Source organism: Chitinophagales bacterium (genome assembly GCA_017303835.1).
Classification (GTDB): Bacteria; Bacteroidota; Bacteroidia; order Chitinophagales; family Chitinophagaceae; genus JAFLBI01.
Window position 1 is genome coordinate 1,382,208 of sequence record JAFLBI010000001.1, and the last position, 26,219, is coordinate 1,408,426.

The window sequence follows — 26,219 nt, forward strand, 5'->3', positions numbered from 1 at the left end:
CCGAAATTTCGGGGCTTATGTTAACTGAATTTTTTTGCGTCTTCCAGAAACTTGGCTAGGCCAATATCGGTAAGCGGATGTTTCAGCAAACCTAGGATAGAATCCAGCGGACAGGTACATACATCTGCACCAGATTCAGCTGCTTTGATGATATGCAGTGGATTACGAATAGAAGCTGCAAGGATTTCTGTTTTGAAACCCTGAATGGTATAGATATTGGCAATCTGACCAATCAGCTCCATGCCATCCCAACCACCATCATCGATTCTGCCGATAAAAGGCGAAACATATGATGCTCCTGCTTTAGCAGCCAGAATAGCCTGACCAGCAGAGAAAACCAGGGTACAGTTGGTTTTGATACCGTTGTCAGTGAACCACTTAATGGCTTTGATACCATCTTTGATCATCGGTACTTTCACAACAATGTTTGGGTGTAAAGCGGCCAGTTCCTGACCTTCTGTGATCATTCCTTGAAAATCAGTAGAAACCACTTCTGCGCTGATATCACCATCCACCAATTCACAGATGGTTTTATAGTGATTCATCACAGCTTCCTTTCCTTTAACACCTTCTTTGGCCATTAGGGAGGGATTGGTGGTTACACCATCCAGAATACCTAAGTCATTGGCTTCTTGAATCTGAGCCAAATTTGCTGTGTCGATAAAAAATTTCATGCTATTGTCGATTGATGATTGTTAATTGTTGATTTACCAATAACGGTGCAAATGTCAGGTTTTTACACAGATTTTCTAGCAGTTCTTCTAGATGCACCCAAAATTTTGGTAATGGATCCCGCCTCAGCGATCAATACGGGTAAACCCGTATGATTGGTTAATTGTAAATCTTTAATCACACCAAGCCAAAACCATGCTTCATCAGCCTCTTCTAGTGCAATACTCAATTTTGCACTAAATGCATTTTTACTTTGGGCTGTGCAGGCAGCGCGGTAATTAGCCGCAGCGGAAAATGCGGACCTTATTAACTGGTCTTCAATGATTTTAGCAACTTTTTTGGGAGGAAGGGTTTCGCAGAGCGCGACAACATTAATAGCAAATTCCTTGATTCTTTGTTGTAACTCAGCAGCAGTCATAAAAAGACTCGTTACAGCTTAGATAGAAAACACACAATCGACAATAACCCAATACTCAATAAAAAATAAAAATCGGCAGGCTACTCACATCGCACCGCTACAACCGCTTATCCTTGCTGCGTTCCCGCCCTGGGGAGGTTCAGCAGGAGCTGGTCGTGTAAGACCTGCCGGCTGCAAAAATAGGGGCTGAAACCCGAACGAAAAAGTTTTAGCGCTTCATAGCAGTTTTGGCCAGCTTTAAAGCTGCTGCCAGTTGTTCTTCCCTGGTTAAGTGGCTGTTATCCAGTACAATGGCATCATCGGCTTTTCTGAGCGGACTCACTTCCCGATGGCTATCAATATAATCACGCATTTCCAAATTATCCTTCACTTCTTCAATAGTGATGTTTGGATTCTTAGCAAGCATCTCCTTAAAACGACGCTCCACACGCACTGCAGGATCAGCCGTTATGAATAGCTTCAACTCTGCATCTGGAAACACAGTTGTTCCGATATCACGCCCATCCATTACAATTCCCTTTCGCTTTCCCATTTCCTGCTGTTGTGCAACGGCGAACTCACGCACTTCTTTGATCGCAGCAATATCACTCACACGCTCACTCACCAGCATATCCCGAATCAGTGCCTCTACATGCTCATCATTCAGGTACATATCGCTGCTGCCTGTATTGGGATTGTAATGAAACTGCAGGTTGATTTCTTGTAAAGCATCTACCACAGCCTGCTGGTTGGTCCAATCAATATGGTTACGCAGAAAGTATAAGGTAATGGCTCGATACATGGCCCCGCTATCGATAAACACATAATTCAACTCTTGCGCAAGCGCACGAGCCAATGTGCTTTTGCCACAAGAAGAATATCCATCTAAAGTGATAATAATCGGCTGCATTGCTGCAAATTTGCACTATTTCATCTGCGCAAACAAGTCGGGATAATCTGAGATAATCCCATCCACACCCATGTCTTTCAGTTTTTGCATCGTGGATAGCTCATTCACTGTCCAGGGAATGAGCTTGATTTTCTTCTCACGGCAATAATTGATCATGGCTGTTGTTACCAAACGGTGTTCCGGACTAAAAATGGTTGGCGTGAAACCGAGTTTATTGATTTGCGCATCCATACTATTTAAAGAAGGGCGTTCTACCAGATATGCTGTTTGTATATGTGGGTAATGCTGATGTAAATACTGCAAGGTTCTTACATCAAAGGATTGAATGATGACACGCTGTTCAATTTTTTTCTGCCGTATTACATGCATCATTAACTCAACAAATCTTCCGGGCTCCGGATGAAACTGATTGTCTGTAGATGCCTGCGACTTGGTTTCAATATTGTAAAAAGGCAAAGCCCTGTTTGTTTTCTTCGCATGTGCATCTGCGGCATCAAATACATCAGCCAATAAAGGCTTCACTGCTGCTATTTTCTCCTGACGCGGAAAACGCGGATGCTTAGCCAAACCAACATCATAACGCTTCACCTCTGCATAATCCAGTTGAAAAATATTGTGCTGCTTTTCAGTTGCTTCACTGATGGGTAACCCATCGGGCGAAGTACTGATTTCATGATTAAAAAAAGGTTCATGACTTAGCACCACCTGACTATCCTTGGTAATCACAGCATCCATTTCCAACGTAGTTACACCCAAATCCAAAGCCTTGATCATCGCCGGAATGGTATTCTCAGGCATCAAGCCCCTGCAACCTCTATGCCCCTGTGTATCAAAAGCAATTGCTGGAGCCATGTTGATGGATTGTTTTTTGGTTATAGTACAACTGACAACAAATAAGATAATTACCCATTGAATACTTCGCATGAGTTAGGATTTATTGAATCTGCTTCATTGCATTGGCTACAGCCTGTGCTGCTGCATCACCTTTTTCCAAATGCCCTATGATGTTTTGACGAACTGCTTCAGGTTTATTCTGACTCAGTTTGAATACATGCTCCAATTCTGTTACCTGCATTTCAAAAGCAACAATGGCTTTGGCCATTTGTTGCACATATTGCGAATCCATCTTCGCTAAAGCAGCAGGAGAATCCTGCACACCTTCAAAATGATCGGTTAAACGACCTAGGAAATCAATCAAAGCTTGTTCATCCAGAAACTTCATTTTTCCCCTTGCATGAACAGTCATGTAATTCCAGGTACTGGCCACATTTTGTGGGTCATACCACTGCGCACTCACATAAGCATGCGGACCATGAAAAATAGCCAATGCCTGCGGGTTATGCTCGAGCGCAATCGTATGTTCTTGCTTGCGCATAAAATGCCCCAATAGAAAAAGTTGGTTATCACGCTCTTCAATTAAGACCGGCACATGCGATGCAACAGGAAGTCCTGCCGAATCTGTTCCAACAATGGTTACAAAAGGATGCTCGCGCATGAATTGAATCACCTGCGACTGCTCCACTGTTTTAAAATAAGGCACATGGTACATACCATGAAGATAATGCAGCAAACATGTGTACAGCTAAAAAAATGAGGAATGCTGCAAGCAACATTCCTCTTATACATCAATTATTTGATCATCAATCTGCTACAACTTCCACTTTTTTAGTGGTGGGCAGATTGGCGTTACGAATGGCAATCTGTCTAACAGCAGCAGCAGCAAAATCCATCACTGCTTTCTTGCTTTGATCATCATCACCAATCATGGCAGGCACACCACTGTCGCCTCCTTCTCTGATGGACTGTATCAATGGAATCTGTCCGAGGAAATTCAGATCATATTCTTCAGCCAAACGCTTACCGCCTTCTTTTCCAAATAAATAGTATTTGTTTTCTGGCAATTCAGCTGGCGTGAAATAAGCCATATTCTCTACCAAGCCAATTATGGGTACATTGATTTGCGCCTGACCAAACATTGCAATACCTTTTTTTGCATCGGCTAATGCTACGTTCTGAGGCGTTGTTACAATCACTACGCCGGTTACTGGAACGGTTTGCATTAAAGTGAGGTGAATATCACCGGTACCAGGAGGCATATCAATCACGAGGTAATCCAACTCACCCCACTCTACTTCTGTTACAAACTGACGGATCGCACTGCTGGCCATTGGTCCGCGCCAAACCACTGCATTCTTCTCATCCACCAGTAAACCGATACTCATCAATTTCAAACCGTATTTATCCAAAGGCTGAATCATGGGTTTGCCATTCACTTCGCGCATCATGGGTCTTTCGCCGCGCACGCCAAACATAATCGGCACACTGGGTCCGTAAATATCCGCATCCATCAAACCCACTTTAGCACCACCTTCTCTCAGCGCAAGGGCAAGATTGGCTGAAACTGTACTCTTACCTACGCCACCCTTCCCACTCACAACAGCAATAATATTCTTCACGCCCTTTAGTATCTGGTCTTCTGACTTACGCTGAGAAGTTGTATTGGCTGTGAAATTAACTTGCACCCGAGCTTCCTTGTTCACCAGCAAACGCACAGCATTTTCACTGGCGGTGCGCATCATGTCTTTCATTGGACAAGCAGGCGTGGTGAGCACAATGGTAAAACTCACATCATTTCCTTTGATCACTACGTCTTTGACCATGTTCAGGGTAACCAGATCTTTTCCTAAATCGGGTTCCTGTACATTGCTTAATGCTTTGAGGATGTCTGCTTCTGTCATCACGAAAGTTTTTGTTAAAAACACATTGGTGGCCGCAAAGTTAACCGCCATGGGGTTTACTTTGTTGCGATTTACGGCAAAACAACCTATGTGAATGGATATTCCTTTCCGGGTTTGGGTTTAGCCTGTATTTTTGAGCCGATGAGAAAACGGGTACAATACACACTCTTACTGCTTGCCCTGCTTGTTTCCGCCAATAGCTTCGCGCAGAACTATTACCGGGATTCAGTGGTACAGTTTTACGGTGTGGTATTAACGAGCGACAGCCTGAGAGCCATCCCATCCGCTTCCATTATTGTTGAAGGCAAGGGACGAGGCACATTTACCAACCAAGACGGCGTTTTCTCCATTGCAGTATTGAAGGGCGATAAAATCCGCTTTTCCTGCATAGGTTTTACAGACGAAAGCATTGTAGTACCTAAGGATTTGAATGGCAACCAGTTCAGTGTCATCAAACTCCTTAGTAACGATACTGCTTACCTGCCGGCAGTAATTATCCGCCCAAGGGTTACCAGAGAACAATTTGAGCGCGATTTCCTCAATAATAGTGTACCTGACGATGATTATGAGATTGCCCGAAAGAATACCAGTGAAGCTCAGCGCCGCATTATTTTGAACAGCCTACCGGCTGATGGTCGCGAAGCCGTGAATTATCAGTTGCGTCAGCAATCTGGCCGCTACTATTCTAACGGTCAGTTACCGCCTCAGAATATCTTCAACCCTGCTGCATGGGCCAGCTTTATTCAGGCTTGGAAAAGGGGTGATTTCAAGAAAAAGAACTAAGCCTGCGTTTGAGAATCGCTTAGTTTTGCCCGCCTAACGATTAATTCCTTTTGTATGAAACATATTACAGTAATTGGTGCTGGAACCATGGGTAATGGTATTGCACACGTATTTGCACAAAACGGTTTTGCTACTACTATCGTTGATATCAGCGATGCAGCATTGGATAAAGCACTAGCTACCATTGCCAAAAATTTAGACCGTCAAGTAGCCAAAGGCAGTATTACAGAAGAAGTGAAGGCTGCAACACTCAATAACCTCACCAAATCAACCAGCATTGCGGATGGCGTAAAAAATGCAGATCTGGTTGTAGAAGCGGCTACAGAAAACACAGAATTGAAACTGAAAATTTTTCAAGAGCTGGATACTCATGCACCAGTGGAAGCAATACTGGCTTCTAATACTTCTTCTATCTCCATCACCAAGATTGCAGCTGTTACCAAACGTCCAGAAAAAGTAATTGGCATGCACTTCATGAACCCCGTTCCTGTGATGAAACTGGTGGAAGTGATCAACGGATATGCCACTGCTGCATCTGTAACGGAAACGATTATCACACTTAGCAAGCAGTTGGGTAAAGTGCCTTGTGTGGCAAATGATTATCCAGGCTTTGTGGCCAATAGAATTTTGATGCCGATGATCAATGAAGCCATCATTAGCCTACATGAAGGCGTGGCTGGTGTGGAAGAAATTGATACCATTATGAAATTGGGCATGGCCCACCCGATGGGACCATTGCAATTGGCCGACTTCATTGGCTTGGATGTTTGCCTCAGTATCTTGCAAGTATTGCATGATGGTTTCGGTAATCCAAAGTATGCACCTTGTCCGCTCTTAGTGAATATGGTGACTGCTGGTAAGAAAGGCGTAAAGACAGGCGAAGGTTTCTATGTGTACACACCAGGTTCAAAGGATTTGGTAGTAAGTCCAACATTTAAGAAGTAATATGTTCTTCATCGCTTCCAAACTGCTTTATTTTCTGTTGAGTCCACTAACATGGATTCTACTAGCCGTCGTTTTTCGCTGGCGCGCCAAACTGCTAGTTTGGAAACGCAGATGGGGCATGATTGCAATCCTATTACTCGCGGTATTTACCAATACGTTTATCCATAAACAAGTAACACTGGCTTGGCAAACACCACCGGAAGCCATGCAGCACAATAAACAATACAGTGCGGCGATATTATTAGGCGGACTCTCCTATTCAGATAAAGAAAGAAGAACATTTTTCGGTTCCACTTCAGACCGTTTTATACAAGCAGCGCGATTGTGGCATACAGGCACAGTGAAAAAAATCATCGTTTGTGGTGGTGTAGGCAATTTGCTCAACAGAGATGAACCTACAGAAGGTGGCTTTATGCGCGATGAGTTGATTGCGATGGGTATTCCCGATTCTTGCGTATTAGCAGACACCACTTCTAAGAACACTTTTGAAAATGCCTTGCAAGCAAAAGCAGTGATTGATGCTGCACAGTTGCAACCGCCTTATCTATTGGTGACTTCGGCCACACATATGCCCCGCTCGCTCAAGACTTTTGCTAAAGTAGGATTGACAGTTGAAGCTCACCCTTCCAACTATGAAGTGATTGATTCAAAAACAAACTTCAAGGATTTTCTGGTGCCCGATGTAACACTGCTAGATAAATGGACTTACCTACTAAAGGAAATGGTTGGTATAGTTGTCTATAGTATGACGGGCAAAGCCTAAGCCACTTTGGTGTATTCCACTACACGTAAATCTTTCAATCGATATAGCACTTCTTCTAATCTGGCTTTAGGTATACCAATCTTGATCAAACAAAACAATTGTTGTTCCTGCTGCAAGACTGTACAACCAAACTGCTTTACGATCATCATCACTTCATTCATGCGTGTATAATCGAACTGCAATTGATAATTTACTTCAATGGGCTTCTGTACAATAGGCGTTACCTGTAAAACCATGGAAGCCGCTGTTTTGTAAGCATTGATCAATCCGGGCACACCCAATAAAGTGCCGCCGAAATAACGAACCACTATGATCAATGTATTGGTCAAATGTTTACTATCAATTTGCCCGAGTATGGGCTTGCCCGCAGTACCGGAGGGTTCACCATCATCGCTAGCGCGGAAATTGTTTTGATCAAAACCCAAGCGATAAGCAAAACAATGATGCACGGCTTTGGAATGTTCCTTTTTCAGTTCAGCGAGTATTTGCTTGAACGATTCCGCATCACTAATTGGATACCCATAAGCCAGAAAGCGACTGCCTCTTTCCTTGAATTCAGCAAAGCCGTTTCTATCGAGTGTATTATAGGTATCTATTAGGTTCATAATTGATCTCCGAATGCAATAAAGTAAATCGCCACCATGGCCAAAGCAATACCCAACCAATTGATTTTTGACAAAGCTTCTTTAAACAATAGCCAAGCCACCAAAGTACTGAACAAAACAATACCCATATTATTCACCGGTATGCTGGCACTACTCTGCCAGGGACTTTGTTGCAGGTATTGCACCAAACACCAGATAGAAAAATAGTTGGGAATACCAATCAATATGCCTGCAAACAAATTCTTCCATTGAAACACAAATCGCTTAGTGCTATAACCAAAGAGCATCACGACTGTACCAATACAGGCTGCAGAGAAAAATCCGCTGATGAGAAATGCATTATTGGTTTCTGGTGTTACATGTTGCTTTTGTACATGGTTAATCAAACTATCCAATAAGCCACTGCCAATAAACAAGACAAAGGGCAAGAGGTATTCCCATTTTCTACCGGAAGCATCTTTATGCGCTTCCTGATCTTTGTTTTGATAACTGGTTAAGACAACTGCTACCAATGCCAATACAATACCCACGAGTTTCCAACCCTTCACGGTTTCTCCATATAATGCAATGGCCAGCAGGATGGGAATTATGAGGGATAATTTGTTGGACACCGATGCCACCGCCACGCCAATTTTCTGTGCTGTGAATCCAATCATATTGAACAGGGTGATGAAGAGTACACCCATGACCATGGCCCACTGAAAATACGCTTCACCAAATACCGCAGGCTTGATAGGGAAAGCGCCATTGACAATTGAACCAGTGATGACACAAGTGATATAATTGAATACGATAGCCTGATAAGTATGCACTTTATAACGCTCACACACTTTAAAAGATAAAGTGAGGTAACTGGATAAAATGATACTGCCTGCCAAAAAAATCATGCTCATCATAAACGCTGAAAGTATTGAATCGTATCGGTTGAATAATGTATTTCTTGACTGAGCTGTTGACCACTTAGCTCCGGTGCTACAATGCCGTCTCCTGCACGCATTGCTGTATTAGTAATCACGACGGCTTCATCCCATTTACCAGATTGAATAAAGGATTGCAACAATTGCGCACCACCTTCTACCAGCAAACTGTTCAATCCCTGCGTATAGCACCAATGCAGTATTTGCGGAATGCTGTCTGTATCCGCAGCTAATGGCACATAATTCACCAGACCCTCTGTACCGGAACGCTGTGCGCTGAAAATAGTCAAAGGCAAGCCGTCTTGGAACATGCTTAGCTCCTTGGGTAAACGATCCTGTAGATCGAGTACCAATCTTACAGGTGAGGGACCCGGCCAGTGGCGATTGGTGAGTGAAGGATTGTCCGTAATAGCTGTATTGGTACCAATGAGGATGGCTGCATGATTCGCACGCAGTTGATGCACCAAACGATTGCTGCTCTCATTGCTGATCAATAAGCGTGTATCTGTTTTACCAATAAAGCCATCGGCAGTTTGTGCCCACTTGAGGGTTACCAAGGGTCTTTGCTGCTGATGAAAAGTGAGAAATGCTTTGTTGAGTGCGCGTGCTTCATTTTCTAGCACACCCACTGTTACTTCAATGCCAGCTTCCTGTAATTGACGGATGCCTGCGCCATTCACTTTAGCAAAAGGATCTTGCATGGCGATAACCACACTTGGTATGCCCTGCTCAATAATTAACTTGGCACATGGCGGTGTTTTACCAAAATGGCTGCAAGGTTCTAAAGAAACATAGAGTGTAGACGCTTCTATGAAATCTTGGTCTTGGGGTAGAACCGACTGCACACAATGCACTTCTGCGTGCGGACGGCCATACTGCTGGTGCCAGCCCTCTCCAATAATGCGCCCATCATGCACCAATACTGCACCCACCATGGGGTTGGGCGCTACCCTTCCTGCACCCCTTTGGGCCAGATCCAGACAGCGTTGCATATACAACTGGTGATTGGGCATAAGGGAGCGAAATTAACCAAAATGGGGGCAATAAGCTGAAGATACATCAAGCATTCAGTGAATACAGGCTCTTAATCGGCCAAAATCTAAAAGAACAAGATCATGCTGTAGCCGTTCTGAACCGAGGTATAGCGGCAAGGGCAGTTTTGAGGGTTTGATTCTCTTCTTCAATATCAAAATCATCTTGTAACCCTAGCCAGAATTTAGCAGAATTACCGAAGTACTTAGAAAAGCGAAGTGCTGTGTCAGCAGTTATCCTACGATTACCCTTAATGATAGCAGAAATTCTTGTTTGCGGAATTTGGGTATCTTTTGAAAGCCTGTACGCAGAAATACCAAGAGGAATCAAAAACTCTTCTTGTAAGATTTCGCCGGGATGAATATTTCTAAGTCGCTTCATATATGCCTAATTAATGATAATCAATGATCTCAACTTCAAAAGCATTGCCGGATGACCATTTGAAAATGATTCTCCATTGGTCATTTATTCTAATCGAATAAAAATCCTTTAAATCTCCTTTCAATTTTTCCAATTTATTAGAAGGTGGTATTTGTAAATCAATAAGACTCTGCGAATTGTTCAGCATCCTGAGTTTACGCCTACCGATTTCTTGTATTTCACTGGGTATTTTTTTAGCTCTTTCACCGACCCAAATTTTCTGAGTATCCTTAGATCCGTACGAAAGAATCATACCTCAAATTTTCAATACTTACGCCAAAGATAAGTAACTCTTATTAAAAGCAACCTTGTTTGCTAGAACAAATAAGATATATCGGCCATTTGTTCCGCCTTGACACAATAAAAAACCGAGCAATGGCAAAATGAAAGTAAGATAAGTATAGAACAATTTCGTCTGCTTACATAGATTATGTTTCACCATTTTTTGAAAAGTAAATAAGTATAGTAATAACGAGATCAGAAGCACATTGATTAAAATAAAATCTTTCAAAATCATTAAATTTTTTGATTTCAATATCAAACTGCCGCTGTATGAAAATTCCAAAGCTGAGCATAGTGACCTGTTTGCTGAATCAATGACTCATGATGACCCTGTTCAACTAGTTGGCCATCTTTTAGTACAAGAATTGTATCACAGGATCTTACCGTTGACAACCGATGCGCAATAATAATAACTGTTTTTCCTTGTTCTTTATACCATTGAAGAGACTCCTGCACTTTCTGCTCACTTGCCGGATCTAAACTACTCGTTGCCTCATCAAGAATTAAGATTTCAGGATTTCTGTACAAAGCTCTTGCAATCGCTATACGTTGTCTTTGTCCACCAGATAAGTTCACTCCCTGCTCACTAACGATACTATTATATGTATTGGGTAACTTCTCAATAAACTCATCAATACCAAGCATCTTTGATAGGAAAAGTACCCTTTGCATATCTGGCGCTTCCTCACCTAATGCTATATTTTCAATAATTGTTCCACTGAACAAATCTATTTGCTGAGGAACAACCCCAACAACTTTTCTAAGACTGGAATGACTAATGTATTGTAAATCGAGTCCTCCAATAGCAATATTTCCTTCTTTCAAGGGGTATAAATTTTGCAAAAGACCTAATAAAGTTGATTTCCCACTTCCACTCTCTCCAACTATCGCTGTGCTCTTTCCTTTCTCAATAACAAGATTGAGGCTTTCAAATACCGTGGTTCTTGTGCCGTAACGAAATGCAACATTTCGAAAAACAATATCACCAATTAATTCCGTAGTCAAAGTGACTTTATTCTGGTTATCCGCTTCTGTTTCCATATCAATAATCTCAAAGAGTCTGTCCGCAGCAATTAATGCATCTTGTATACTCTTATTTGCACCAATCAATGAAGCTGCTGGCCCAGTAAAGTAACCTATCAAGGCATAAAAAGATAACAACTCACCCGGAGACAATTCCCTACTAATAACAAAATAACTGCCAGCCCATAAAAGTATGATCGTAAATAACCTAGTAAAGAACTCCGAAGCTGTACCGATATTCAATCCATAAATTGAGGTCTTATAGACTGTTCTCAATAAGAATTCAAACTTACTCTCAGTTTTCTCGTTAGCATAACGTTCCAATCCAAACCGTTTGATTGTACCTACAGCGTTTAAACTTTCTACCAATTGACTCTCTAAATCGGCAGACTCCTCCATCAGTTGTCTTTGCCACTTCTTATTGATACGATTACTAACCCAATAAAGAAATATATATATAGGAATAATGGCTAGCATTATCAATGCTAACTTCCAGTAATAAAAAAACATAACAATTAAGCTTAATACCACAATCAATGCGTTAACTACAACATTCATAGCAACACTATTGATAAACTCCCGAATATTTACAGCATCATTCACCCTACTGATAATCTCACCCACGCGCATTGTATCAAAGAAGCGTTGAGGTAATTTTAGCAGATGCTTATAATACCCTAGAATTAGCCGTGCATCAATCATTTGCCCCGTCTGAAGACTAAAAACAGTCTTATACCATCCAATCAACAATTGGAATACAAGTACTATTAGCATAGCAACACTAAGGAGATTTAACAGCCTTACGTTACCTTCTACCAGCACGAAGTCTATAATCTTTTGTACATAGATAGAAGTAGACAGACCAAGAATAGTATAGACCAAAGCCCCAATAATCGCTTGTAGCATAATACTCCTGTGTGGACGAATCAAGTCCCAAAAGCGGCTAGTATTGCTCTTGGTATGCTTTCCGGTAACGAAGCCATCATCGGGTAATAGCAAGACAATTACACCTGACCATATTTCTTGAAACTGAGAAAAAGTCTTTTTATGAAACGCTCCGTCTGCAGGATCCATAAAAACAACGCCCTTTCTTCCTACTTTGTATAGCACTACATAATGATGCAACCCATTCTTAAGTACAACGTGCACTATGGCTGGCAATGGCACTTTAGGGAGACTATCCAGTTGACCTTTTGCACCCTTAGCCTGAAATCCTAATTTCTCGGCAGCTTCAATCAGTCCCAAAACATTCGTTCCCTTTTGATCTGTTCCCGCAAACTGGCGTATCTTACTTACAGGTAAATAGAGGTTATAATATTTGGCCACAGATGCCAAACAAGCAGCACCACAATCGGTGATATCACGTTGTTTTACACTTACTGACTTATTCATGACGCTGAGTTAACTGTTGTGGCATTGGTGCCGTTGGGTTGAGCCAGTCATCAATTTTATCAAATAACAATTGCCATAATGTTCTTTCTGCAACAATGAATCTAGCCTGAAAACTTAGCCCCTTCTTTAGTTCTCCCTTATATCCATTCTTAAGATGCAATTGTGTTGTATCAAAACTGCAACGAACTTTGAAAACAGGCTTGTTTTCTACTATTGTAAAGTCATTATCTATAGAGATTATTTTCCCTGTCAGAATACCGAAAAAATTATAGTCGAATGCGTCTATTTGAAATTTTGTCTGTTGACCAATCTTCAATAAACCAACATCTCTTGTATTAACAAAGCATTCTCCAATTAGGGTAGTTTCTGGCGAAATTGTACAGAGCGTCTCTCCTGCAGCAATATAAGTACCTGGATAACGGGACTGTATATTTTGTACTACACCAGAAATAGGTGAATATACATAGAAACGATTTCTTTCAAGATTAAGTTGATTCATTTGCGCTTGAAGTTTCTCTTTATCAAGCTTATGCTGGACGTAATCACCTTGCCAGACTGCGAATTGATTTTTCTTAAAAGCTTCTAACCCGGCTACAAGTCTCTCATATTCGATTTCTTTATCAAATAATTCTTTTGAGGATATAACTCTGTCACGATATAAAAGCTTATTATCCTCTAACTCTTTATGGGTTTTTTTAATACTAGCATTAAGCTCATCTAATTGATATAAAAAACGAATAAATTGCTGACGATAATTCGGCGTTTTAATTTCCTCAGGCAGTAAACTTAAATAATCCCTCATTCTTGTCACATCTGACATCACTTCTTGGTGAAACTTTATTTGACTAACATAATCAGCTTTTTTCTGTAAATAGCTATCATCCCTGATCAAAGCGATAAAAGCTCCTTTTTGTATACTATCGTATTCATTTACTCCTACAGAATCAAGAATACCACCAACAACAATGCGTACTTCACTCTTTTCTTGTCGTGGCCTTACTAAACCACTTGAAACAATTGTTATGTTAATATCAATAAGAAACAGACTAACAAATAATAAAATTATAAAGGATATAACAGTAAGATAAACTGCAATATTACTTTTATAATGAATCATAGAGTAAGGTTAAAAGGGAAGAAGAAAATTCTTCTTCCCAAAACACTATTACTTTATTCTTGTTTTAACCATTTCGCCAACAAGCACATCCTTAACTATATTCAGCCCGTCGCCGATACCAATAACGACTTGCTTGATAAACCAACCTACCGTCCTACCTAATCTATAACTAGTGCCATCATGTCCACCAGAAATGATTGTCATTTCATGTACAGATAATTCAGAAAGATTCAAATAGTTCTTGTTAATCATATTTTTAAAATTTATACCCATTATCGCGGTGGGCGCTTCGCGTCGTGTTGTATTCTCGCATCCACGAATTCGAGTATCCATTTAACGATATGGATAAAATCGACTTTACGTAAAGAATATTAGTATTTATATAACTACAGAAATTAGATTAACTAAAGAATGCGTAAACCATGAAGAATAAAAACTTATTTGCAACCTTACATTAGCTAGGACTAAACCAAGTATTATCTGAGGAGAGATATAAATTAAATAAAAAGGCAAGCTAAAAAAAGTAATATTATCAAAATTATATAAGTGAACAAGACCAAAAAGAATACTACTCAGATAAAAAAATCTTTTTTGGCTAGATCGAAAATCATAACTAAAGTCAAAACCGCGAATAATACATAAAATCAAATAGAAAAAAATAGCCAAGATTAAACCAGTAAATAAAAACCTATCCGTTAAATTATATATATCTATAAACTTTACTCCACTTAATTTAAATAAAAGAAAATACAAGCTTATTAGAATGTCCCTTCTAGACATTGAAAGAAACTTTCTAAAAATAAGCTCTTCTATCAGAGGCCCAATAATGACAACACCTAGATACATATATAACTCATCATCACTTAAAATTCTCGTACTAAAACTTCTAAGCTCCTGCCTTATAGAATAACCTAAAAGAGGCTTCGTAACAAACTCATCAAATAATAGAATTATAGCAACTGCAAGTATTGTAAGCGAATAATAGGTTACAATAGCTTTTAATAAATAGCTAGTGTAAAACTGGAATTTTTTGTGTCCCTGCACAGAAACAATCGGATATCTTACTAAATCTAACATGCTGAAAATAAGTGCTGTCAGATGCTGACAGCACTCTAGATTTAACTGTTAAACTCTCGAATAATTCCACGAAAGAAATCACTCACTTCGTGCGCAATATTTTTCACAATTTGAACAGGTTTATTAATATCTGGCAACTTATTATGATAGATATTAACTGTATCACCACCAAATACCATACTCTTTTCGTTATCAGAAAGTTCTTGAAAGAGTTCCATTTCATTTTTTTTCTTCATTTTTTGTATTTTTTAATTTTAATAATCTCCATTTTTGGGTTTGGAGTTTAACCATCAATGTAAGTATCTATTAAATCCTATATACAGCTTTTAAGTATATTATGATTTCAGATACCGCCACACTCTTTTTAAACGGGTAAGTGCAGAAGCTCCCGTATTCGTAGCTACAGAATAAGTTTACATGCAAATGCATGCAATAATCTTTTTATCAGAGAAGGTTAAACGAGATCGCCCGGTAAAACGGGACTTCATTGAGGAGTGATACGCTAATCTACTATTATCGAAAAGCTGATTCCAAATTTTTTACTAGGAAGTTTATCACGAAAAGTTTTGATAGTGTATTTTTTACAACTCATAGTTGAAACAACTTGTCTGTATCACCCAAGCCCTTGCTGGTCGCCTGACCAGTAAGCAAATGTTTTACTATACCTGTTGGTCGGGCGACCAACGGGGGCAAAAAACTTTTTTCGATTGTATCATCAATCAAAAATCGCTCAATAATCAATCTTACAATAACCCTTCTCCCCTTTCCTCCCTACCTTGCAGCATGCAGTTGAAATTGACTTATGATCGTTTGTTTTATGCCCTACTGGATCAATACGATTCCGCAGAAGCAGCCAATATTGCTGATCTCGTAATTGAGCATGTTACCGGTCAGCGGCGTATCGACAGAGCCCGGCATCCACAAACACCGGTTTCAGCAGCACAAACGACTCAGCTGGAAAACATCACTACTGAATTACTGAAAGGCAGGCCTGTGCAATATGTATTGGGACAAGCCTGGTTTGGTGAGTTGCCTTTTTACGTCAACGAATCCGTACTCATACCCCGCCCAGAAACAGATGAACTGGTGCACTGGGTGTTGCAAACTTGCCTACAACAGCATTGGTCGGCACCAAACATCATCGATATCGGCACGGGCAGTGGTTGTATTCCCATCACCCTCAAACATCGCTTGCCGCAAGCAATAATGCATGCAGTAGATATCAGCGCAGCGGCATTAGCTGTGGCACAACAAAATGCTTCTACCCATCATACTAATATCAATTTTCATGAGCTGGATTTTTTAGATAGCCATACCTGGACTGCTTTACCCAATAATTTGGATTGCATCATCAGCAACCCACCCTATGTTAAGCAAAGCGAAAGTGCTACCATGCATGCACGCGTGCTGAACCATGAACCTGCTACAGCCATTTTCGTACCAGACAATGATGCGTTAATCTTCTATAAACAAATTGCCCTATTCGCGCAAACACATCTGTCGCCCAAGGGCTATCTATTTTTCGAAATCAATGAAGCGTTGGGACAAGCCACTTGTGCTTTACTGGAATCTTATGGTTTCACCACTGAGCTCAAACAAGATATGCAGGGGAAGGATAGAATGATAAGCGCAAGGCTAAGTTAAAAGTCAAAATCTTGCCTACGCCAAGGCTTCGGCAAGCAGGGCAAAAGCAAAAAGTGTCAAGTGAAAAGGGCACTTCAAGAAACGATTATCGAGAATCGAAAGTCGAGAAACGAGTTCTCTTAATCAACAACGCTGCACCTCTGCGGTAAAATATAGAAGACAGCATACAGAAGCTAGAAGCCAGCTTTTATTCTATGGCATGCAAACTATCCTAGCGCCACTTCGAGCCATTGTGCCTGCCTAAACTATGCTGAAGCTTTGTTTAGCAAGCCGCCGAAACTTTAGTGAAGGCGGGCCTTTGCGGTTAAATCTTTAGAATTAAATGTGCATAAACCACAGAGGCACGGCAGCACGGAAATGCACAATGTGTAAAGCAAAGAATACAGAATCTAGAAGCTGGCAAATAGCATTTCTCGCAAGGCGCGCAAGTTTTTTTTGATGCACGCAAAGCCTCCTTGCGAAACTTAGTGCCCTAGCGTCATTGCGGTAAAATTGATTAATGTAGGCCGTGTTTAAATAAATCCTACTATCGATATCAGCAATAGAAAATAATCAATCAACAATAATCAATAGACAATAAACAATCCTTAGTGCGCATCCACTGCCATTACAGGCGTAGCACCTAATTTCTTGATTACTTGCATCACGCGAATAGCGGTACCTAAATGCGCTGTACTATCCCCATTGATAACTACAGAAGGTTTTTCTGTTTCCTTAGATAAAAAGCCCTGCAATTGTGCTTCTAATTGATCAAAAGCAACAGGCTGCTGGCCAAGATAAATCTGTTGGTTCTTATCTACCGTAATCACCACGGTTTGCTTGGCACGTGTATCGCTCTTGGCCTTGGGATTGGCCACTTTGATGACATTGGGATTGGCGAGTGTAGACACAATCAAAAAGAAAAGCAACAGAATGAACAAGATATCATTCAGTGCGCCGGTATGCATTTCAGGTTGTGCCCTTAATCGCTTGCGGATATTCATGGCAATTATTTAGTGGGTTCCTGTAATATGTCCATAAACTCTGCACTGGCGGCTTCCATTTTGTTCACTGTTTTGTCGATCTGCGTAGTGAGGATATTGTGACCGATATAGGCAATCAAACCAATAATCAAACCTGTGGCAGAAGTGATCATCTTGGTATAGATACCGCCGGCAATCGTATTCAATGTGTATTCACCGGTAGAAGCAATACCATAGAACAATTGCACCATACCCACGATCGTACCCAGAAAACCAAACATGGGTGCAATACCTGCAATGAGCGACAAAATATTCAGATTACGCTCCATATGGTACATTTCCAGCTTGCCCACATTCTCCATGCTTTTCTCAATAGCATCAATGGGCTTACCAATACGCTGTAAACCTTTTTCAATCATGCGTGCTACCGGACTATCGGTATTCTTGGCCAGGTTTCTGGCAGCAGCCACATTACCGGTAATGATATTGTCGCGGATGATTTTCATGAAATTAGGTTCCATGCGCGAAGCTTTGCGAATAGCCAATAATCGCTCCACAAAGACAAATACGGCCACGATAAACAAGAGGTAGAGCGGATACATGATCCAACCACCTTTTTGCAAAAGACCGAGCATGGAAACCTGTTCGCCTGCTACCGCCTGTGTGGCGTTGCGCAAACTATCTATCTGTAAAAGATAATACATCCGTTTGTTTTTGAGTTGGCTAAAATTAGACGCTTCTGCAAAAGAAAACGGGAACTGTGAATAAAAATGTTAAGAGCCTGCTTTTAGGAAAGCTTTTACACAAAAAGCCCCGTCCTGCAGGTTTGCTGAACGGGGCTTTATTCATATGTTGACTAAATCTATTGTTTCTCGCTATTCTTCATCTGCATCATGGCCATAATCTGGTTCATGCTGCGTTGCATACCCTCGCTACTACCATCCAGGAAGATGACGTTACCCTTACCATATTCCGCAAAGTTCTTGATGGCTTCTGTCCACATACTGAACAGGATCACATTGGTATCCAAATTAGCCTGCTTGAGTTGCTCAGCGGCTTCTGTCATACCACGGGCTACTTCCTGACGGAAGAGCGCCACACCCTGACCACGCAATTTGGCTGCTTCTTTCTCAGCCTCAGCAGCAATCTTGATGGCATTACCTTCTGCTTCTGCAGATTTGGTTTTGGTGATCAGTAAAGCCTGACCTTCATTCTCAGCTGCTGCTTTCAGGTTATTGGATGCGACCACTTTGCTCATGCTTTCCATAATGGCCTGATCGAAAGTGATATCATTGATCTGCAAATCCAGCAGGTGATAACCCCAGTCTTCCAGCACATGGTCAACTTCACTTTTTACGCTTTCTACAATCTCTCTGCGCAAACCCAGAATCTCAGCCTGCTTCTTGGTAGCTACGAATGAACGGATATTACCTTCAATCGTACGCACCATGGCTTGCATCAGGTCTTTATCGCTGATAAACTTAAATGCAACTTTCTTAATGGTTTCCTCATCCGCATTCTGTACTGCGTAGAGTAACATGCTTTTGAAATACACATTGGCCTGGTCGTTGGTAACTGCCTGAAACTCCAGTTCCACAGAGCGGTTCTGGATGCTGACGCGACGAAAGATCTGCTCCAGCAAAGGAATCTTGAAACGTAATCCCGGCGCCAGGATACGCTGGTACTTACCGAACATCGTAATTACCGCAATTGTACCTTGGTTTACAGTGACCAATCCACTAAACACAATGATTAGTATTACAATAAGCCACCAATAACTTGCTAAGAATGTCATATCAAAAGATTTACCAGTAAGTTAGTGAAAGGGCCAAAACATTACAGATTTTCCTCAACTTCTTTCTGCCCAAACCTGTACCAGCTCCGTGAGCACGTCTACGGCTTGTTCCATATCAGACACACCTACCCACTCCTGTTTACCATGAATGGATTGCATGCCCGTAAAAATATTGGGTGCAGGCAAGCCCATAAAACTCAGTCTGCTGCCATCGGTACCACCACGAATGGGTTCTTTAATGAAAGGCAATCCACAACGCGTGTAGGCTTCTCTCGCATAATCTACCACCTGAGGATATTGATCCAGTACTTCCTTCATGTTTCTGTACTGTTCCACCACTTGCACCGAATAAGTAGCACCAGGATATTTCGCGACCGTTTCCTGCAGTATGGCTTCTACTTTGGCTTCATGCAGTGCCAACGCCTTGGTGTCAAAATCACGAATGATGAATTCCACCTGTGCAGTTTCTGCCAAACCATGAACACGCACCGGATGCACAAAGCCTTCGCGACCGCTGGTCACTTCAGGTGCCAGCGTCTCTTTTGGTAATGCATCCACAAATGCAGCTGCAATCTTAAGTGCATTCACTAATTTACCCTTGGCTGCGCCGGGATGTGCGATGACGCCATGAATGGTGCAGGTCATTCCATCTGCACTAAAGGTTTCATCTTCAAATGTGCCGGGCTCACCACCATCCAGTGTGTAAGCAAAATCAGCACCCAGTTTTTTCAAATCAACTTTTTCAGTACCCCTACCAACTTCTTCATCAGGCGTAAACAGAATTTTGATGATACCATGTGGAATGGCAGAATTGGTAGTGAGTTGATATGCAAGATCCATGATGATGGAAACACCGGCTTTATCATCTGCACCTAACAAAGTAGTACCACTAGCAGTGATGATGTTTTTACCGATTTGCGTTTTCAGGTGTGGATGTTCTGTCATCCGCAATACCTGCGTAGGATCATCAGGCAGTATGATGTCTTGTCCCTGATAATTTTCATGCAAAATGGGCTTAACACCTGTGCCGCTGCAATCTGGCGCTGTATCAATATGGCTGCAAAAACAAATCACAGGCACTTGCTTTTCAATATTGGCAGGAATAGTGGCATACACATAGCCGTATGCATCAGCATGTGCATCTGCAATACCCATTGCTTTCAACTCAGCAGCAAGCAGTTGCGCTAACACATGTTGCTTTTCTGTACTGGGAAATGCTTCGCTCTGCGGATCACTTTGTGTATCAATCTGCACATAACGCAGCAAACGCTCGGTAACTGTATACATCTTCATGCCGGCAAATTACACGGAAATTCTACCGACAAATGCAGGTTTTACGGAAAATGCTGGGTAAATTGTTAGAGTAACCAAAACAACTAGTCATGATGAAACAAATTATTGGCGCCCTTGTGGGCGGCATCCTCATTTTTATGTGGCAATTCATATCCTGGGGACCGGGAGAATTCCACTATGCTGCTCAACAGCATACGCCCAAACAAGACACGATTCTGCAATTACTGGAACAACAACTGGAAGGTAAAGAAGGCGGTTATATGGTACCCCGCTCTCCAAAAGGTGTTTCACAGGAAGAGATGGAAAAACAAATGGAAGCTGCCAATGGAAAACCATGGGCAATGATCTCTTATCACAAATCCATGGACACCAGTATGGGCATGAATATGACAAGAGGACTGCTTGTCAATATCCTGCTTGCCTGGTTGGTTATCTGGGTAATAGGTAAGTACAGCAGTAATAGCTTTAGCACTACGCTGATTACTTGTCTGATAGCTGGGCTGATTGCATTCCTAAATGAACCTTATACCAATTTTATCTGGTTCAAGAGTTTTGATATAACAGCCAGCTTATTGGATTCGGTAGCAAGCTGGGGGTTGTGCGGTGTTTGGCTGGGCTGGTGGCTCAACAGAAAATAAACACATAAAAAAAGGTTCATCAGTTGATGAACCTTTTTTCTTTTTATCCAAATCGTATTATGGAGTAATGATCAGTGAAGAACCACCTTTGATCTCTACCAACTCCAAATCAAAGATCAGGTCTTTGCCGGCGAGCGGATGATTGGCATCCAAGATCACCACTTCTTCTTTTACTTCAGCAATCACCACAGGAAACTGCTGACCAGAAGGATTGCTCATACTCAACTGCATACCAACTTGTGGTGTCATATCTTCCGGAAAACGGTTGATCGGAAATTCCAGAAACATTTCATCCTGTACAGGACCGTATGCTTCTTCAGCAGGAATATGAATGGTTTTCTTTTCGCCGATGGTCATGCCGGTAACACCATCATCAAAGCCTTTGATTACCATACCGCCGCCAACTTCAAACTCCAGTGGCTCGCGGCCAGCAGATGAATCGAAAGTACTACCGTCTTCCAAACGGCCATGGTAATGGATACGTATTGTATCACCTTTTTTTACTTGTTGCATAGTGGATAATTTAAACGGATGATTTTTCACAGCTGCTACCGCAAGCTTCGAGTGTTTCGGAGAGAGCACAGGCGTAAATAAAAATCCGGGCGCAATCTACATGGTTTATCCGGCAATGAGAATTAAATTTGGTCTTACCTAAGACCACCTAACATGCGCCCACGCCCACTATTGGCCATATACTTTACGATTTTGTTGATGCTACCAGCAATAGGATTTGCACAAAAAAAGCAGGCCAGAAATGCCAATGCCGAAATTCTACCCGGCGCCTATCAGCTGAACGATTATTTACCACTGCTGAAGAATAAAAGAGTAGCTGTTTTTGCCAACCATACTGCAACTGTTGGCAACACCCATCTGGTTGATACCCTGAAAGCTATTGGTGTCAATATTGTAAAAGCTTTTGGACCGGAACACGGTTTTCGCGGCAATGTGGATGCAGGCGATAAAATTGATAATGCGGTTGATCCATCTACCGGTATACCGGTAATTTCATTGTATGGCAAGAAACGCAAACCAGATGGTGCCGATTTAGCAGATGTGGATGTGTTGATATTCGACATTCAGGATGTAGGCACCCGTTTCTATACCTATATCTCTTCACTGGAGGAATACATAGAAAGTGCTATTCAGCATGATAAACCTTTGATTGTGCTCGACAGGCCCAACCCGAATGGTTTTTATGTTGACGGACCTGTATTAGATTCTCCTTATAAAAGCTTTGTGGGTATGCAGCGCGTACCAGTTGTGTATGGTATGACGATTGGTGAATATGCAAAGATGCTGCTGGGCGAAGCCTGGTTAGATAAGCAATATATCCGTAAGGAGTCTGATCAATTGTACATGAGTAATGTATTGGGCTTTGAGAAAAAACGCAAGCAGTTCAAACTCACGGTGATTAAGTGTAAGAATTATACGCACAAGAGTAAATATCGCTTGCCGGTGAAACCATCGCCTAACCTGCCTGATATGGGTTCTATTTACTGGTATTCCTCTACTTGTTATTTTGAGGGTACCGTCTTGAGTGAAGGTAGAGGCACTGAGAAACCATTCCAGATTTTTGGTCATCCTGATTTGCCCAAGCACATGTATGCTTTCACACCTGTTAGCAGAGATGGCGCTAAGGAACCTAAACTGAAGGATAAGCTTTGTTATGGATGGAATATCTCAGGAGACGAAGCTGCCATTCTCAAATCCGTTGAGGAAAAAGGTATTCAGCTGGATTGGCTGGTGGAAGCTTATAAGCTCTTCCCAAATAAGGATCAATTCTTTTTAAAACCAAAGAGTGGCAAGCCAACAGATTATTTCTTCAATAAGCTGGCGGGCAATGATGAACTGCGCCAACAACTGATTGCTGGAAAGACTGCTGCTGAGATTAAAGCCAGCTGGCAGCCAGATTTACAGGCTTTCAAACAAATCAGGAAGAAATACCTGCTTTACCCGGATTTTGAATAGACTACTGAAATCATACATTTGCGCCCATGCAGTACACTGATTGTAGAATTGTTTTCATGGGCACGCCCGAATTTGCAGTTGCCTCACTCAATGCATTGGTAGAAGCCGGGTGCAATGTAGTAGGCGTTGTTACCGCACCAGATAAACCTGCAGGAAGAGGGATGCAACTTCAACAAAGTGCTGTGAAGCAATATGCTGTATCGAAAAACATTCCAGTACTACAACCAGAAAAGCTTAAAGCACCCGCATTCCTTGATGAGCTTGCTGCATTAAAAGCCGACTTACAAGTGGTGGTGGCATTTCGTATGTTACCAGAAGCGGTATGGAATATGCCACCCATGGGTACGATCAATGTACATGGCTCATTATTGCCGCAATACAGAGGTGCTGCGCCGATTAACTGGGCCATCATCAATGGCGAATCTGCTACAGGTGTTACCACATTCCAACTACAACATGCTATTGATACCGGTAATATGCTGATGCACGAAGTGATTCCTATTACCGATACGATGACAGCCGGTGAATTACACGATACCATGAAAATGGTTGGTGCCAATCTACTGGTTGAAACCATTAAAGGATTGGCTACAGGCAGCATACAAGCAAAACCACAACAAGATGCTGCTGATTTAAAGCATGCACCAAAGCTGTTTACCAGCAATTGCACCATAGATTGGCATAAACCTGTGCATGAAGTATATAACCTAGTGCGAGGCCTGTCGCCCTACCCCGGTGCACTCACCCAATTGAACGGCAAGATTCTGAAAATCTATCGTGCTGAAAAGATCATGAAAACTGTTGCTGAAACGCCGGGCACTTTTGTGAGCGATAACCAAACACATATTGATGTAGCCTGTACAGATGGTTATTTGAGACTCACAGAAATTCAATTGGAAGGAAAGAAGAAAATGGCAGTAAGTGATTTTTTACGCGGTAATAAAATCTGATTACTGAAAATAGGTCACCATTAGCTGAAAACGATTGGCTTCTACACCTAATGCTGCTGCTGCTGCATTGCTGACACGCATCTGCAGACCATTATCACCTTTCATGGCTGGCAAACTACCCAGAACCTTTGCACACACACTTTTGTTGTTTGCTGTTAAACGAACAATCGCACCTTCGGGAATACCATTGGCCAGTACATAGTATTTCTTATCATCCCAGCCACTCATGGTTTTGAAAATACTACTCTCCAGGGTTAGTGTTTTTAATTTTAGTCCCGTTGTTTCTATCGAATACTGTTGCGCAAAAAAACCTTCTTCTAATACAGCTGCTGCAGGCTTAGGCATTACCGATGTTACACTATCCTTCTTCACTGCAGGAGGTGGAAGAATCAAGACACTATCTTTCTTGACAACAGGCGCTTTTAACACTGAATCTTTTACCACAGATTTTGGAGTAATCAAAGCCACACTGTCCTTCTTCACTACAACAGGTGGTGGAAGAACTACAAGACTATCTTTCTTAACAACAGGCGCTTTCACCACTGAATCTTTTACCACAGACTTTGGAGTAATCAAAGCCACACTGTCCTTCTTCATTATAACAGGTGGTGGAAGTACTAAAAGACTATCTTTCTTAACAACAGGCGCTTTCAAAACAGAATCTTTCACAACCGGCTTTACAGGAATCATCACAACACTATCTTTCTTCACTACAATCGGTGCAACATTCACAGCTGCGACAGTATCGAGGATAACAGGTTTCTTTACCTGACTAGCTGTATCGCGTACAATTGGCTTTTGTACGGGCGCTTTGATAGAATCTTTTTTTACGACCGACAGTTTACCTGCACTATCGATAATTTTTTCCTGACTTACCGGCAATAACATGATGTCTGCTTTGGTTGCCTTTCTAGCCGTATCTCTGCGCATAGCAGGCGGAGGCTGTGGAACCGGCTTATTTACAGCAACTGCAACACTATCTTTTTTAACCGGCTTATCTACTGGCTTTGTAATAGCTGGCTCTTGTTTTGCTGGTTGTCTTACTGGCTGAATCTGTGCAGTATCCTTTTTTACAATTGGCGGCGGTACCACCTTTGGCAATGTAGTTTCGGGTGTTTTCACTACTGCATTCTTAGGCGGATCCTGTTTTTCTAAAGCTGCATTCTTTTGTTCATTGATCTGTTGTTGCACTACTGATGCGGGATTATCATAGACGATAATTGGACGCGTAATAGGCTGTCTGCCTGGATCTGTAGTCACAGGCTTATTGGCTATTTCTCTCCGCTTCTGTGGTTCTTCCTTTATATATTGTTCCTCACCTAACTTGGTTTCATCAATGGGCTTAGGTACATCTTTTTCTTTTTCCTGACCACGCGGCTTCATCACGCCCCTGATTTCTGCTCCACCAGTAGCTTTGGCATCAACAGCTGTAAAGTTTTGATCACTCTTACTTTCAATCGGCTGATAGCCGCCGATATAGCCAACAATGATTTCCAGGCCTTCTCTCGCATCTTCTTCTCTGATATTATTCCAGTTCTTCAGGAAGTCGAGACTCACTTTATTAAACTGCTGCCCTATCTGATAAAGATTATCGCCCTTTTTGATTTGGTAATACACTGGAATACCATCTTTATTCAGTTTGGTGAGATTACGTATTGGAATCCTGATCTTAGTACCAGCTAATAAATAACCCTGCTGCAAATTATTGTACTGACGGAGGTAATCAGTGGTAACACCATACTTCTTGGCTACTCCGGCAAAAGTTTCACCGGTTGACATAGTATGTACCACATACCAGAATGGGCTCTTTCCTTGTATGATGAGCTTGCCCTGACCAGAAGCAGTCAGGCCAAGGGTTAAGCACAACAAAAACATCAACAGGAATCGCATCACTGG

Annotated in this window: 29 protein-coding genes and 1 other RNA gene; 7 read left to right on the plus strand and 23 right to left on the minus strand. The window is 41.7% G+C overall.

From position 1 onward, the window contains the following. Nucleotides 1-20 precede the first annotated feature (20 nt). The 7 genes from fsa to J0L83_06390 all read right to left on the minus strand — a co-directional run bounded on the left by fsa (nt 21) and on the right by J0L83_06390 (nt 4,717). The gene (gene fsa / locus J0L83_06360) at nt 21-674 is read right to left on the minus strand and encodes a fructose-6-phosphate aldolase (protein ID MBN8664172.1); all 654 of its coding nucleotides are present in this window, start codon (nt 672-674) and stop codon (nt 21-23) included. A gap of 62 nt (nt 675-736) precedes the next feature. Continuing rightward, nucleotides 737-1,090, minus strand: coding sequence for a four helix bundle protein (locus J0L83_06365; protein MBN8664173.1), 354 nt, complete (start codon nt 1,088-1,090; stop codon nt 737-739). Nucleotides 1,091-1,160: 70 nt separating this feature from the next. Beyond that, an RNA gene (ffs, locus tag J0L83_06370) (signal recognition particle sRNA small type) lies at nt 1,161-1,260 on the minus strand. A gap of 38 nt (nt 1,261-1,298) precedes the next feature. Then, the gene (locus J0L83_06375) at nt 1,299-1,979 is read right to left on the minus strand and encodes a (d)CMP kinase (GenBank protein MBN8664174.1); all 681 of its coding nucleotides are present in this window, start codon (nt 1,977-1,979) and stop codon (nt 1,299-1,301) included. 15 nt (nt 1,980-1,994) lie between these two features. Next, on the minus strand, nt 1,995-2,903 hold the full coding sequence (locus J0L83_06380) for a glycerophosphodiester phosphodiesterase (GenBank protein MBN8664175.1): 909 nt from the start codon (nt 2,901-2,903) through the stop codon (nt 1,995-1,997). A gap of 10 nt (nt 2,904-2,913) precedes the next feature. Next, nucleotides 2,914-3,528: an FMN-binding negative transcriptional regulator gene (locus J0L83_06385; GenBank protein MBN8664176.1), complete on the minus strand. Its 615-nt coding sequence runs from the start codon at nt 3,526-3,528 to the stop codon at nt 2,914-2,916. A gap of 91 nt (nt 3,529-3,619) precedes the next feature. Next, a complete protein-coding gene (locus tag J0L83_06390) occupies nt 3,620-4,717 on the minus strand; it encodes an Mrp/NBP35 family ATP-binding protein (GenBank protein MBN8664177.1) in 1,098 nt (365 codons plus the stop codon). 141 nt (nt 4,718-4,858) lie between these two features. Between J0L83_06390 and J0L83_06395 the strand changes: the two genes are divergently transcribed. The 3 genes from J0L83_06395 to J0L83_06405 all read left to right on the plus strand — a co-directional run bounded on the left by J0L83_06395 (nt 4,859) and on the right by J0L83_06405 (nt 7,208). Next, on the plus strand, nt 4,859-5,500 hold the full coding sequence (locus J0L83_06395; GenBank protein MBN8664178.1) for a carboxypeptidase-like regulatory domain-containing protein: 642 nt from the start codon (nt 4,859-4,861) through the stop codon (nt 5,498-5,500). Nucleotides 5,501-5,554: 54 nt separating this feature from the next. Beyond that, nucleotides 5,555-6,445 (plus strand): 3-hydroxybutyryl-CoA dehydrogenase, encoded by an 891-nt coding sequence (locus J0L83_06400; GenBank protein MBN8664179.1) that lies wholly within the window; start codon nt 5,555-5,557, stop codon nt 6,443-6,445. A gap of 118 nt (nt 6,446-6,563) precedes the next feature. After that, complete coding sequence (locus J0L83_06405) at nt 6,564-7,208, plus strand: YdcF family protein (protein ID MBN8664180.1); 645 nt, start codon at nt 6,564-6,566, stop codon at nt 7,206-7,208. Here J0L83_06405 and J0L83_06410 read toward each other — a convergent pair. From J0L83_06410 to J0L83_06455, 10 genes are all read right to left on the minus strand, one after another. Beyond that, complete coding sequence (locus J0L83_06410) at nt 7,205-7,813, minus strand: YigZ family protein (protein MBN8664181.1); 609 nt, start codon at nt 7,811-7,813, stop codon at nt 7,205-7,207. The genes J0L83_06405 and J0L83_06410 overlap by 4 nt on opposite strands. Next, nucleotides 7,810-8,709 carry an EamA family transporter gene (locus J0L83_06415; protein MBN8664182.1) on the minus strand — a complete coding sequence of 300 codons (900 nt, stop codon included), beginning with the start codon at nt 8,707-8,709 and terminating at the stop codon, nt 7,810-7,812. Before J0L83_06415 ends, J0L83_06410 begins: the two co-directional genes overlap by 4 nt. Then, on the minus strand, nt 8,706-9,743 hold the full coding sequence (gene ribD / locus J0L83_06420) for a bifunctional diaminohydroxyphosphoribosylaminopyrimidine deaminase/5-amino-6-(5-phosphoribosylamino)uracil reductase RibD (GenBank protein MBN8664183.1): 1,038 nt from the start codon (nt 9,741-9,743) through the stop codon (nt 8,706-8,708). Before ribD ends, J0L83_06415 begins: the two co-directional genes overlap by 4 nt. Nucleotides 9,744-9,843: 100 nt before the next feature. Further along, nucleotides 9,844-10,143, minus strand: coding sequence for a HigA family addiction module antidote protein (locus J0L83_06425; protein ID MBN8664184.1), 300 nt, complete (start codon nt 10,141-10,143; stop codon nt 9,844-9,846). A gap of 10 nt (nt 10,144-10,153) precedes the next feature. After that, nucleotides 10,154-10,435, minus strand: coding sequence for a type II toxin-antitoxin system RelE/ParE family toxin (locus J0L83_06430; protein MBN8664185.1), 282 nt, complete (start codon nt 10,433-10,435; stop codon nt 10,154-10,156). A 284-nt stretch (nt 10,436-10,719) separates the two neighbouring features. Continuing rightward, the gene (locus tag J0L83_06435) at nt 10,720-12,879 is read right to left on the minus strand and encodes a peptidase domain-containing ABC transporter (GenBank protein MBN8664186.1); all 2,160 of its coding nucleotides are present in this window, start codon (nt 12,877-12,879) and stop codon (nt 10,720-10,722) included. Next, nucleotides 12,872-13,996: an HlyD family efflux transporter periplasmic adaptor subunit gene (locus tag J0L83_06440; GenBank protein ID MBN8664187.1), complete on the minus strand. Its 1,125-nt coding sequence runs from the start codon at nt 13,994-13,996 to the stop codon at nt 12,872-12,874. Before J0L83_06440 ends, J0L83_06435 begins: the two co-directional genes overlap by 8 nt. Before the next feature lie 48 nt (nt 13,997-14,044). Further along, on the minus strand, nt 14,045-14,248 hold the full coding sequence (locus J0L83_06445) for a hypothetical protein (GenBank protein ID MBN8664188.1): 204 nt from the start codon (nt 14,246-14,248) through the stop codon (nt 14,045-14,047). A 126-nt stretch (nt 14,249-14,374) separates the two neighbouring features. Further along, nucleotides 14,375-15,073 carry a CPBP family intramembrane metalloprotease gene (locus J0L83_06450; protein ID MBN8664189.1) on the minus strand — a complete coding sequence of 233 codons (699 nt, stop codon included), beginning with the start codon at nt 15,071-15,073 and terminating at the stop codon, nt 14,375-14,377. A 41-nt stretch (nt 15,074-15,114) separates the two neighbouring features. Beyond that, the gene (locus tag J0L83_06455; GenBank protein MBN8664190.1) at nt 15,115-15,309 is read right to left on the minus strand and encodes a hypothetical protein; all 195 of its coding nucleotides are present in this window, start codon (nt 15,307-15,309) and stop codon (nt 15,115-15,117) included. Nucleotides 15,310-15,856: 547 nt separating this feature from the next. Between J0L83_06455 and prmC the strand changes: the two genes are divergently transcribed. Then, nucleotides 15,857-16,717, plus strand: coding sequence for a peptide chain release factor N(5)-glutamine methyltransferase (prmC, locus tag J0L83_06460; GenBank protein ID MBN8664191.1), 861 nt, complete (start codon nt 15,857-15,859; stop codon nt 16,715-16,717). A 587-nt stretch (nt 16,718-17,304) separates the two neighbouring features. Here the strand turns inward: prmC and J0L83_06465 are convergent. The 4 genes from J0L83_06465 to pepT form a co-directional block, all read right to left on the minus strand. Continuing rightward, the gene (locus J0L83_06465; GenBank protein MBN8664192.1) at nt 17,305-17,700 is read right to left on the minus strand and encodes a biopolymer transporter ExbD; all 396 of its coding nucleotides are present in this window, start codon (nt 17,698-17,700) and stop codon (nt 17,305-17,307) included. Nucleotides 17,701-17,705: 5 nt separating this feature from the next. Further along, the gene (locus J0L83_06470) at nt 17,706-18,383 is read right to left on the minus strand and encodes a MotA/TolQ/ExbB proton channel family protein (protein ID MBN8664193.1); all 678 of its coding nucleotides are present in this window, start codon (nt 18,381-18,383) and stop codon (nt 17,706-17,708) included. Nucleotides 18,384-18,541: 158 nt separating this feature from the next. Next, nucleotides 18,542-19,474, minus strand: a complete 933-nt coding sequence (locus tag J0L83_06475; GenBank protein MBN8664194.1) for an SPFH domain-containing protein — start codon at nt 19,472-19,474, stop codon at nt 18,542-18,544. Between the two features lie 54 nt (nt 19,475-19,528). Next, nucleotides 19,529-20,767, minus strand: a complete 1,239-nt coding sequence (gene pepT, locus J0L83_06480) for a peptidase T (protein ID MBN8664195.1) — start codon at nt 20,765-20,767, stop codon at nt 19,529-19,531. A gap of 89 nt (nt 20,768-20,856) precedes the next feature. Here pepT and J0L83_06485 point away from each other — a divergent pair, with 89 nt between their 5' ends. Next, complete coding sequence (locus J0L83_06485) at nt 20,857-21,405, plus strand: hypothetical protein (GenBank protein MBN8664196.1); 549 nt, start codon at nt 20,857-20,859, stop codon at nt 21,403-21,405. Nucleotides 21,406-21,462: 57 nt separating this feature from the next. Here the strand turns inward: J0L83_06485 and J0L83_06490 are convergent, their stop codons facing one another. Next, nucleotides 21,463-21,918 carry a peptidylprolyl isomerase gene (locus J0L83_06490; protein MBN8664197.1) on the minus strand — a complete coding sequence of 152 codons (456 nt, stop codon included), beginning with the start codon at nt 21,916-21,918 and terminating at the stop codon, nt 21,463-21,465. Between the two features lie 153 nt (nt 21,919-22,071). Here J0L83_06490 and J0L83_06495 point away from each other — a divergent pair, with 153 nt between their 5' ends. Then, nucleotides 22,072-23,373: a DUF1343 domain-containing protein gene (locus tag J0L83_06495; protein MBN8664198.1), complete on the plus strand. Its 1,302-nt coding sequence runs from the start codon at nt 22,072-22,074 to the stop codon at nt 23,371-23,373. 56 nt (nt 23,374-23,429) lie between these two features. Beyond that, the gene (locus J0L83_06500; protein MBN8664199.1) at nt 23,430-24,323 is read left to right on the plus strand and encodes a methionyl-tRNA formyltransferase; all 894 of its coding nucleotides are present in this window, start codon (nt 23,430-23,432) and stop codon (nt 24,321-24,323) included. Here J0L83_06500 and J0L83_06505 read toward each other — a convergent pair whose 3' ends face one another. Then, complete coding sequence (locus J0L83_06505) at nt 24,324-26,216, minus strand: LysM peptidoglycan-binding domain-containing protein (GenBank protein MBN8664200.1); 1,893 nt, start codon at nt 26,214-26,216, stop codon at nt 24,324-24,326. It abuts the gene before it with no gap. Between the last annotated feature and the right edge of the window lie 3 nt (nt 26,217-26,219).

Bases quoted from the DNA above. Each gene is read 5' to 3' on its own strand.
- fsa (MBN8664172.1), bottom strand. From the start codon at position 674: ATGAAATTTTTTATCGACACAGCAAATTTGGCTCAGATTCAAGAAGCC.
- J0L83_06365 (MBN8664173.1), bottom strand. From the start codon at position 1,090: ATGACTGCTGCTGAGTTACAACAAAGAATCAAGGAATTTGCTATTAAT.
- J0L83_06375 (MBN8664174.1), bottom strand. From the start codon at position 1,979: ATGCAGCCGATTATTATCACTTTAGATGGATATTCTTCTTGTGGCAAA.
- J0L83_06380 (MBN8664175.1), bottom strand. From the start codon at position 2,903: ATGCGAAGTATTCAATGGGTAATTATCTTATTTGTTGTCAGTTGTACT.
- J0L83_06385 (MBN8664176.1), bottom strand. From the start codon at position 3,528: ATGTACCATGTGCCTTATTTTAAAACAGTGGAGCAGTCGCAGGTGATT.
- J0L83_06390 (MBN8664177.1), bottom strand. From the start codon at position 4,717: ATGACAGAAGCAGACATCCTCAAAGCATTAAGCAATGTACAGGAACCC.
- J0L83_06395 (MBN8664178.1), top strand. From the start codon at position 4,859: ATGAGAAAACGGGTACAATACACACTCTTACTGCTTGCCCTGCTTGTT.
- J0L83_06400 (MBN8664179.1), top strand. From the start codon at position 5,555: ATGAAACATATTACAGTAATTGGTGCTGGAACCATGGGTAATGGTATT.
- J0L83_06405 (MBN8664180.1), top strand. From the start codon at position 6,564: ATGATTGCAATCCTATTACTCGCGGTATTTACCAATACGTTTATCCAT.
- J0L83_06410 (MBN8664181.1), bottom strand. From the start codon at position 7,813: ATGAACCTAATAGATACCTATAATACACTCGATAGAAACGGCTTTGCT.
- J0L83_06415 (MBN8664182.1), bottom strand. From the start codon at position 8,709: ATGATGAGCATGATTTTTTTGGCAGGCAGTATCATTTTATCCAGTTAC.
- ribD (MBN8664183.1), bottom strand. From the start codon at position 9,743: ATGCCCAATCACCAGTTGTATATGCAACGCTGTCTGGATCTGGCCCAA.
- J0L83_06425 (MBN8664184.1), bottom strand. From the start codon at position 10,143: ATGAAGCGACTTAGAAATATTCATCCCGGCGAAATCTTACAAGAAGAG.
- J0L83_06430 (MBN8664185.1), bottom strand. From the start codon at position 10,435: ATGATTCTTTCGTACGGATCTAAGGATACTCAGAAAATTTGGGTCGGT.
- J0L83_06435 (MBN8664186.1), bottom strand. From the start codon at position 12,879: ATGAATAAGTCAGTAAGTGTAAAACAACGTGATATCACCGATTGTGGT.
- J0L83_06440 (MBN8664187.1), bottom strand. From the start codon at position 13,996: ATGATTCATTATAAAAGTAATATTGCAGTTTATCTTACTGTTATATCC.
- J0L83_06445 (MBN8664188.1), bottom strand. From the start codon at position 14,248: ATGATTAACAAGAACTATTTGAATCTTTCTGAATTATCTGTACATGAA.
- J0L83_06450 (MBN8664189.1), bottom strand. From the start codon at position 15,073: ATGTTAGATTTAGTAAGATATCCGATTGTTTCTGTGCAGGGACACAAA.
- J0L83_06455 (MBN8664190.1), bottom strand. From the start codon at position 15,309: ATGAAGAAAAAAAATGAAATGGAACTCTTTCAAGAACTTTCTGATAAC.
- prmC (MBN8664191.1), top strand. From the start codon at position 15,857: ATGCAGTTGAAATTGACTTATGATCGTTTGTTTTATGCCCTACTGGAT.
- J0L83_06465 (MBN8664192.1), bottom strand. From the start codon at position 17,700: ATGAATATCCGCAAGCGATTAAGGGCACAACCTGAAATGCATACCGGC.
- J0L83_06470 (MBN8664193.1), bottom strand. From the start codon at position 18,383: ATGTATTATCTTTTACAGATAGATAGTTTGCGCAACGCCACACAGGCG.
- J0L83_06475 (MBN8664194.1), bottom strand. From the start codon at position 19,474: ATGACATTCTTAGCAAGTTATTGGTGGCTTATTGTAATACTAATCATT.
- pepT (MBN8664195.1), bottom strand. From the start codon at position 20,767: ATGAAGATGTATACAGTTACCGAGCGTTTGCTGCGTTATGTGCAGATT.
- J0L83_06485 (MBN8664196.1), top strand. From the start codon at position 20,857: ATGATGAAACAAATTATTGGCGCCCTTGTGGGCGGCATCCTCATTTTT.
- J0L83_06490 (MBN8664197.1), bottom strand. From the start codon at position 21,918: ATGCAACAAGTAAAAAAAGGTGATACAATACGTATCCATTACCATGGC.
- J0L83_06495 (MBN8664198.1), top strand. From the start codon at position 22,072: ATGCGCCCACGCCCACTATTGGCCATATACTTTACGATTTTGTTGATG.
- J0L83_06500 (MBN8664199.1), top strand. From the start codon at position 23,430: ATGGGCACGCCCGAATTTGCAGTTGCCTCACTCAATGCATTGGTAGAA.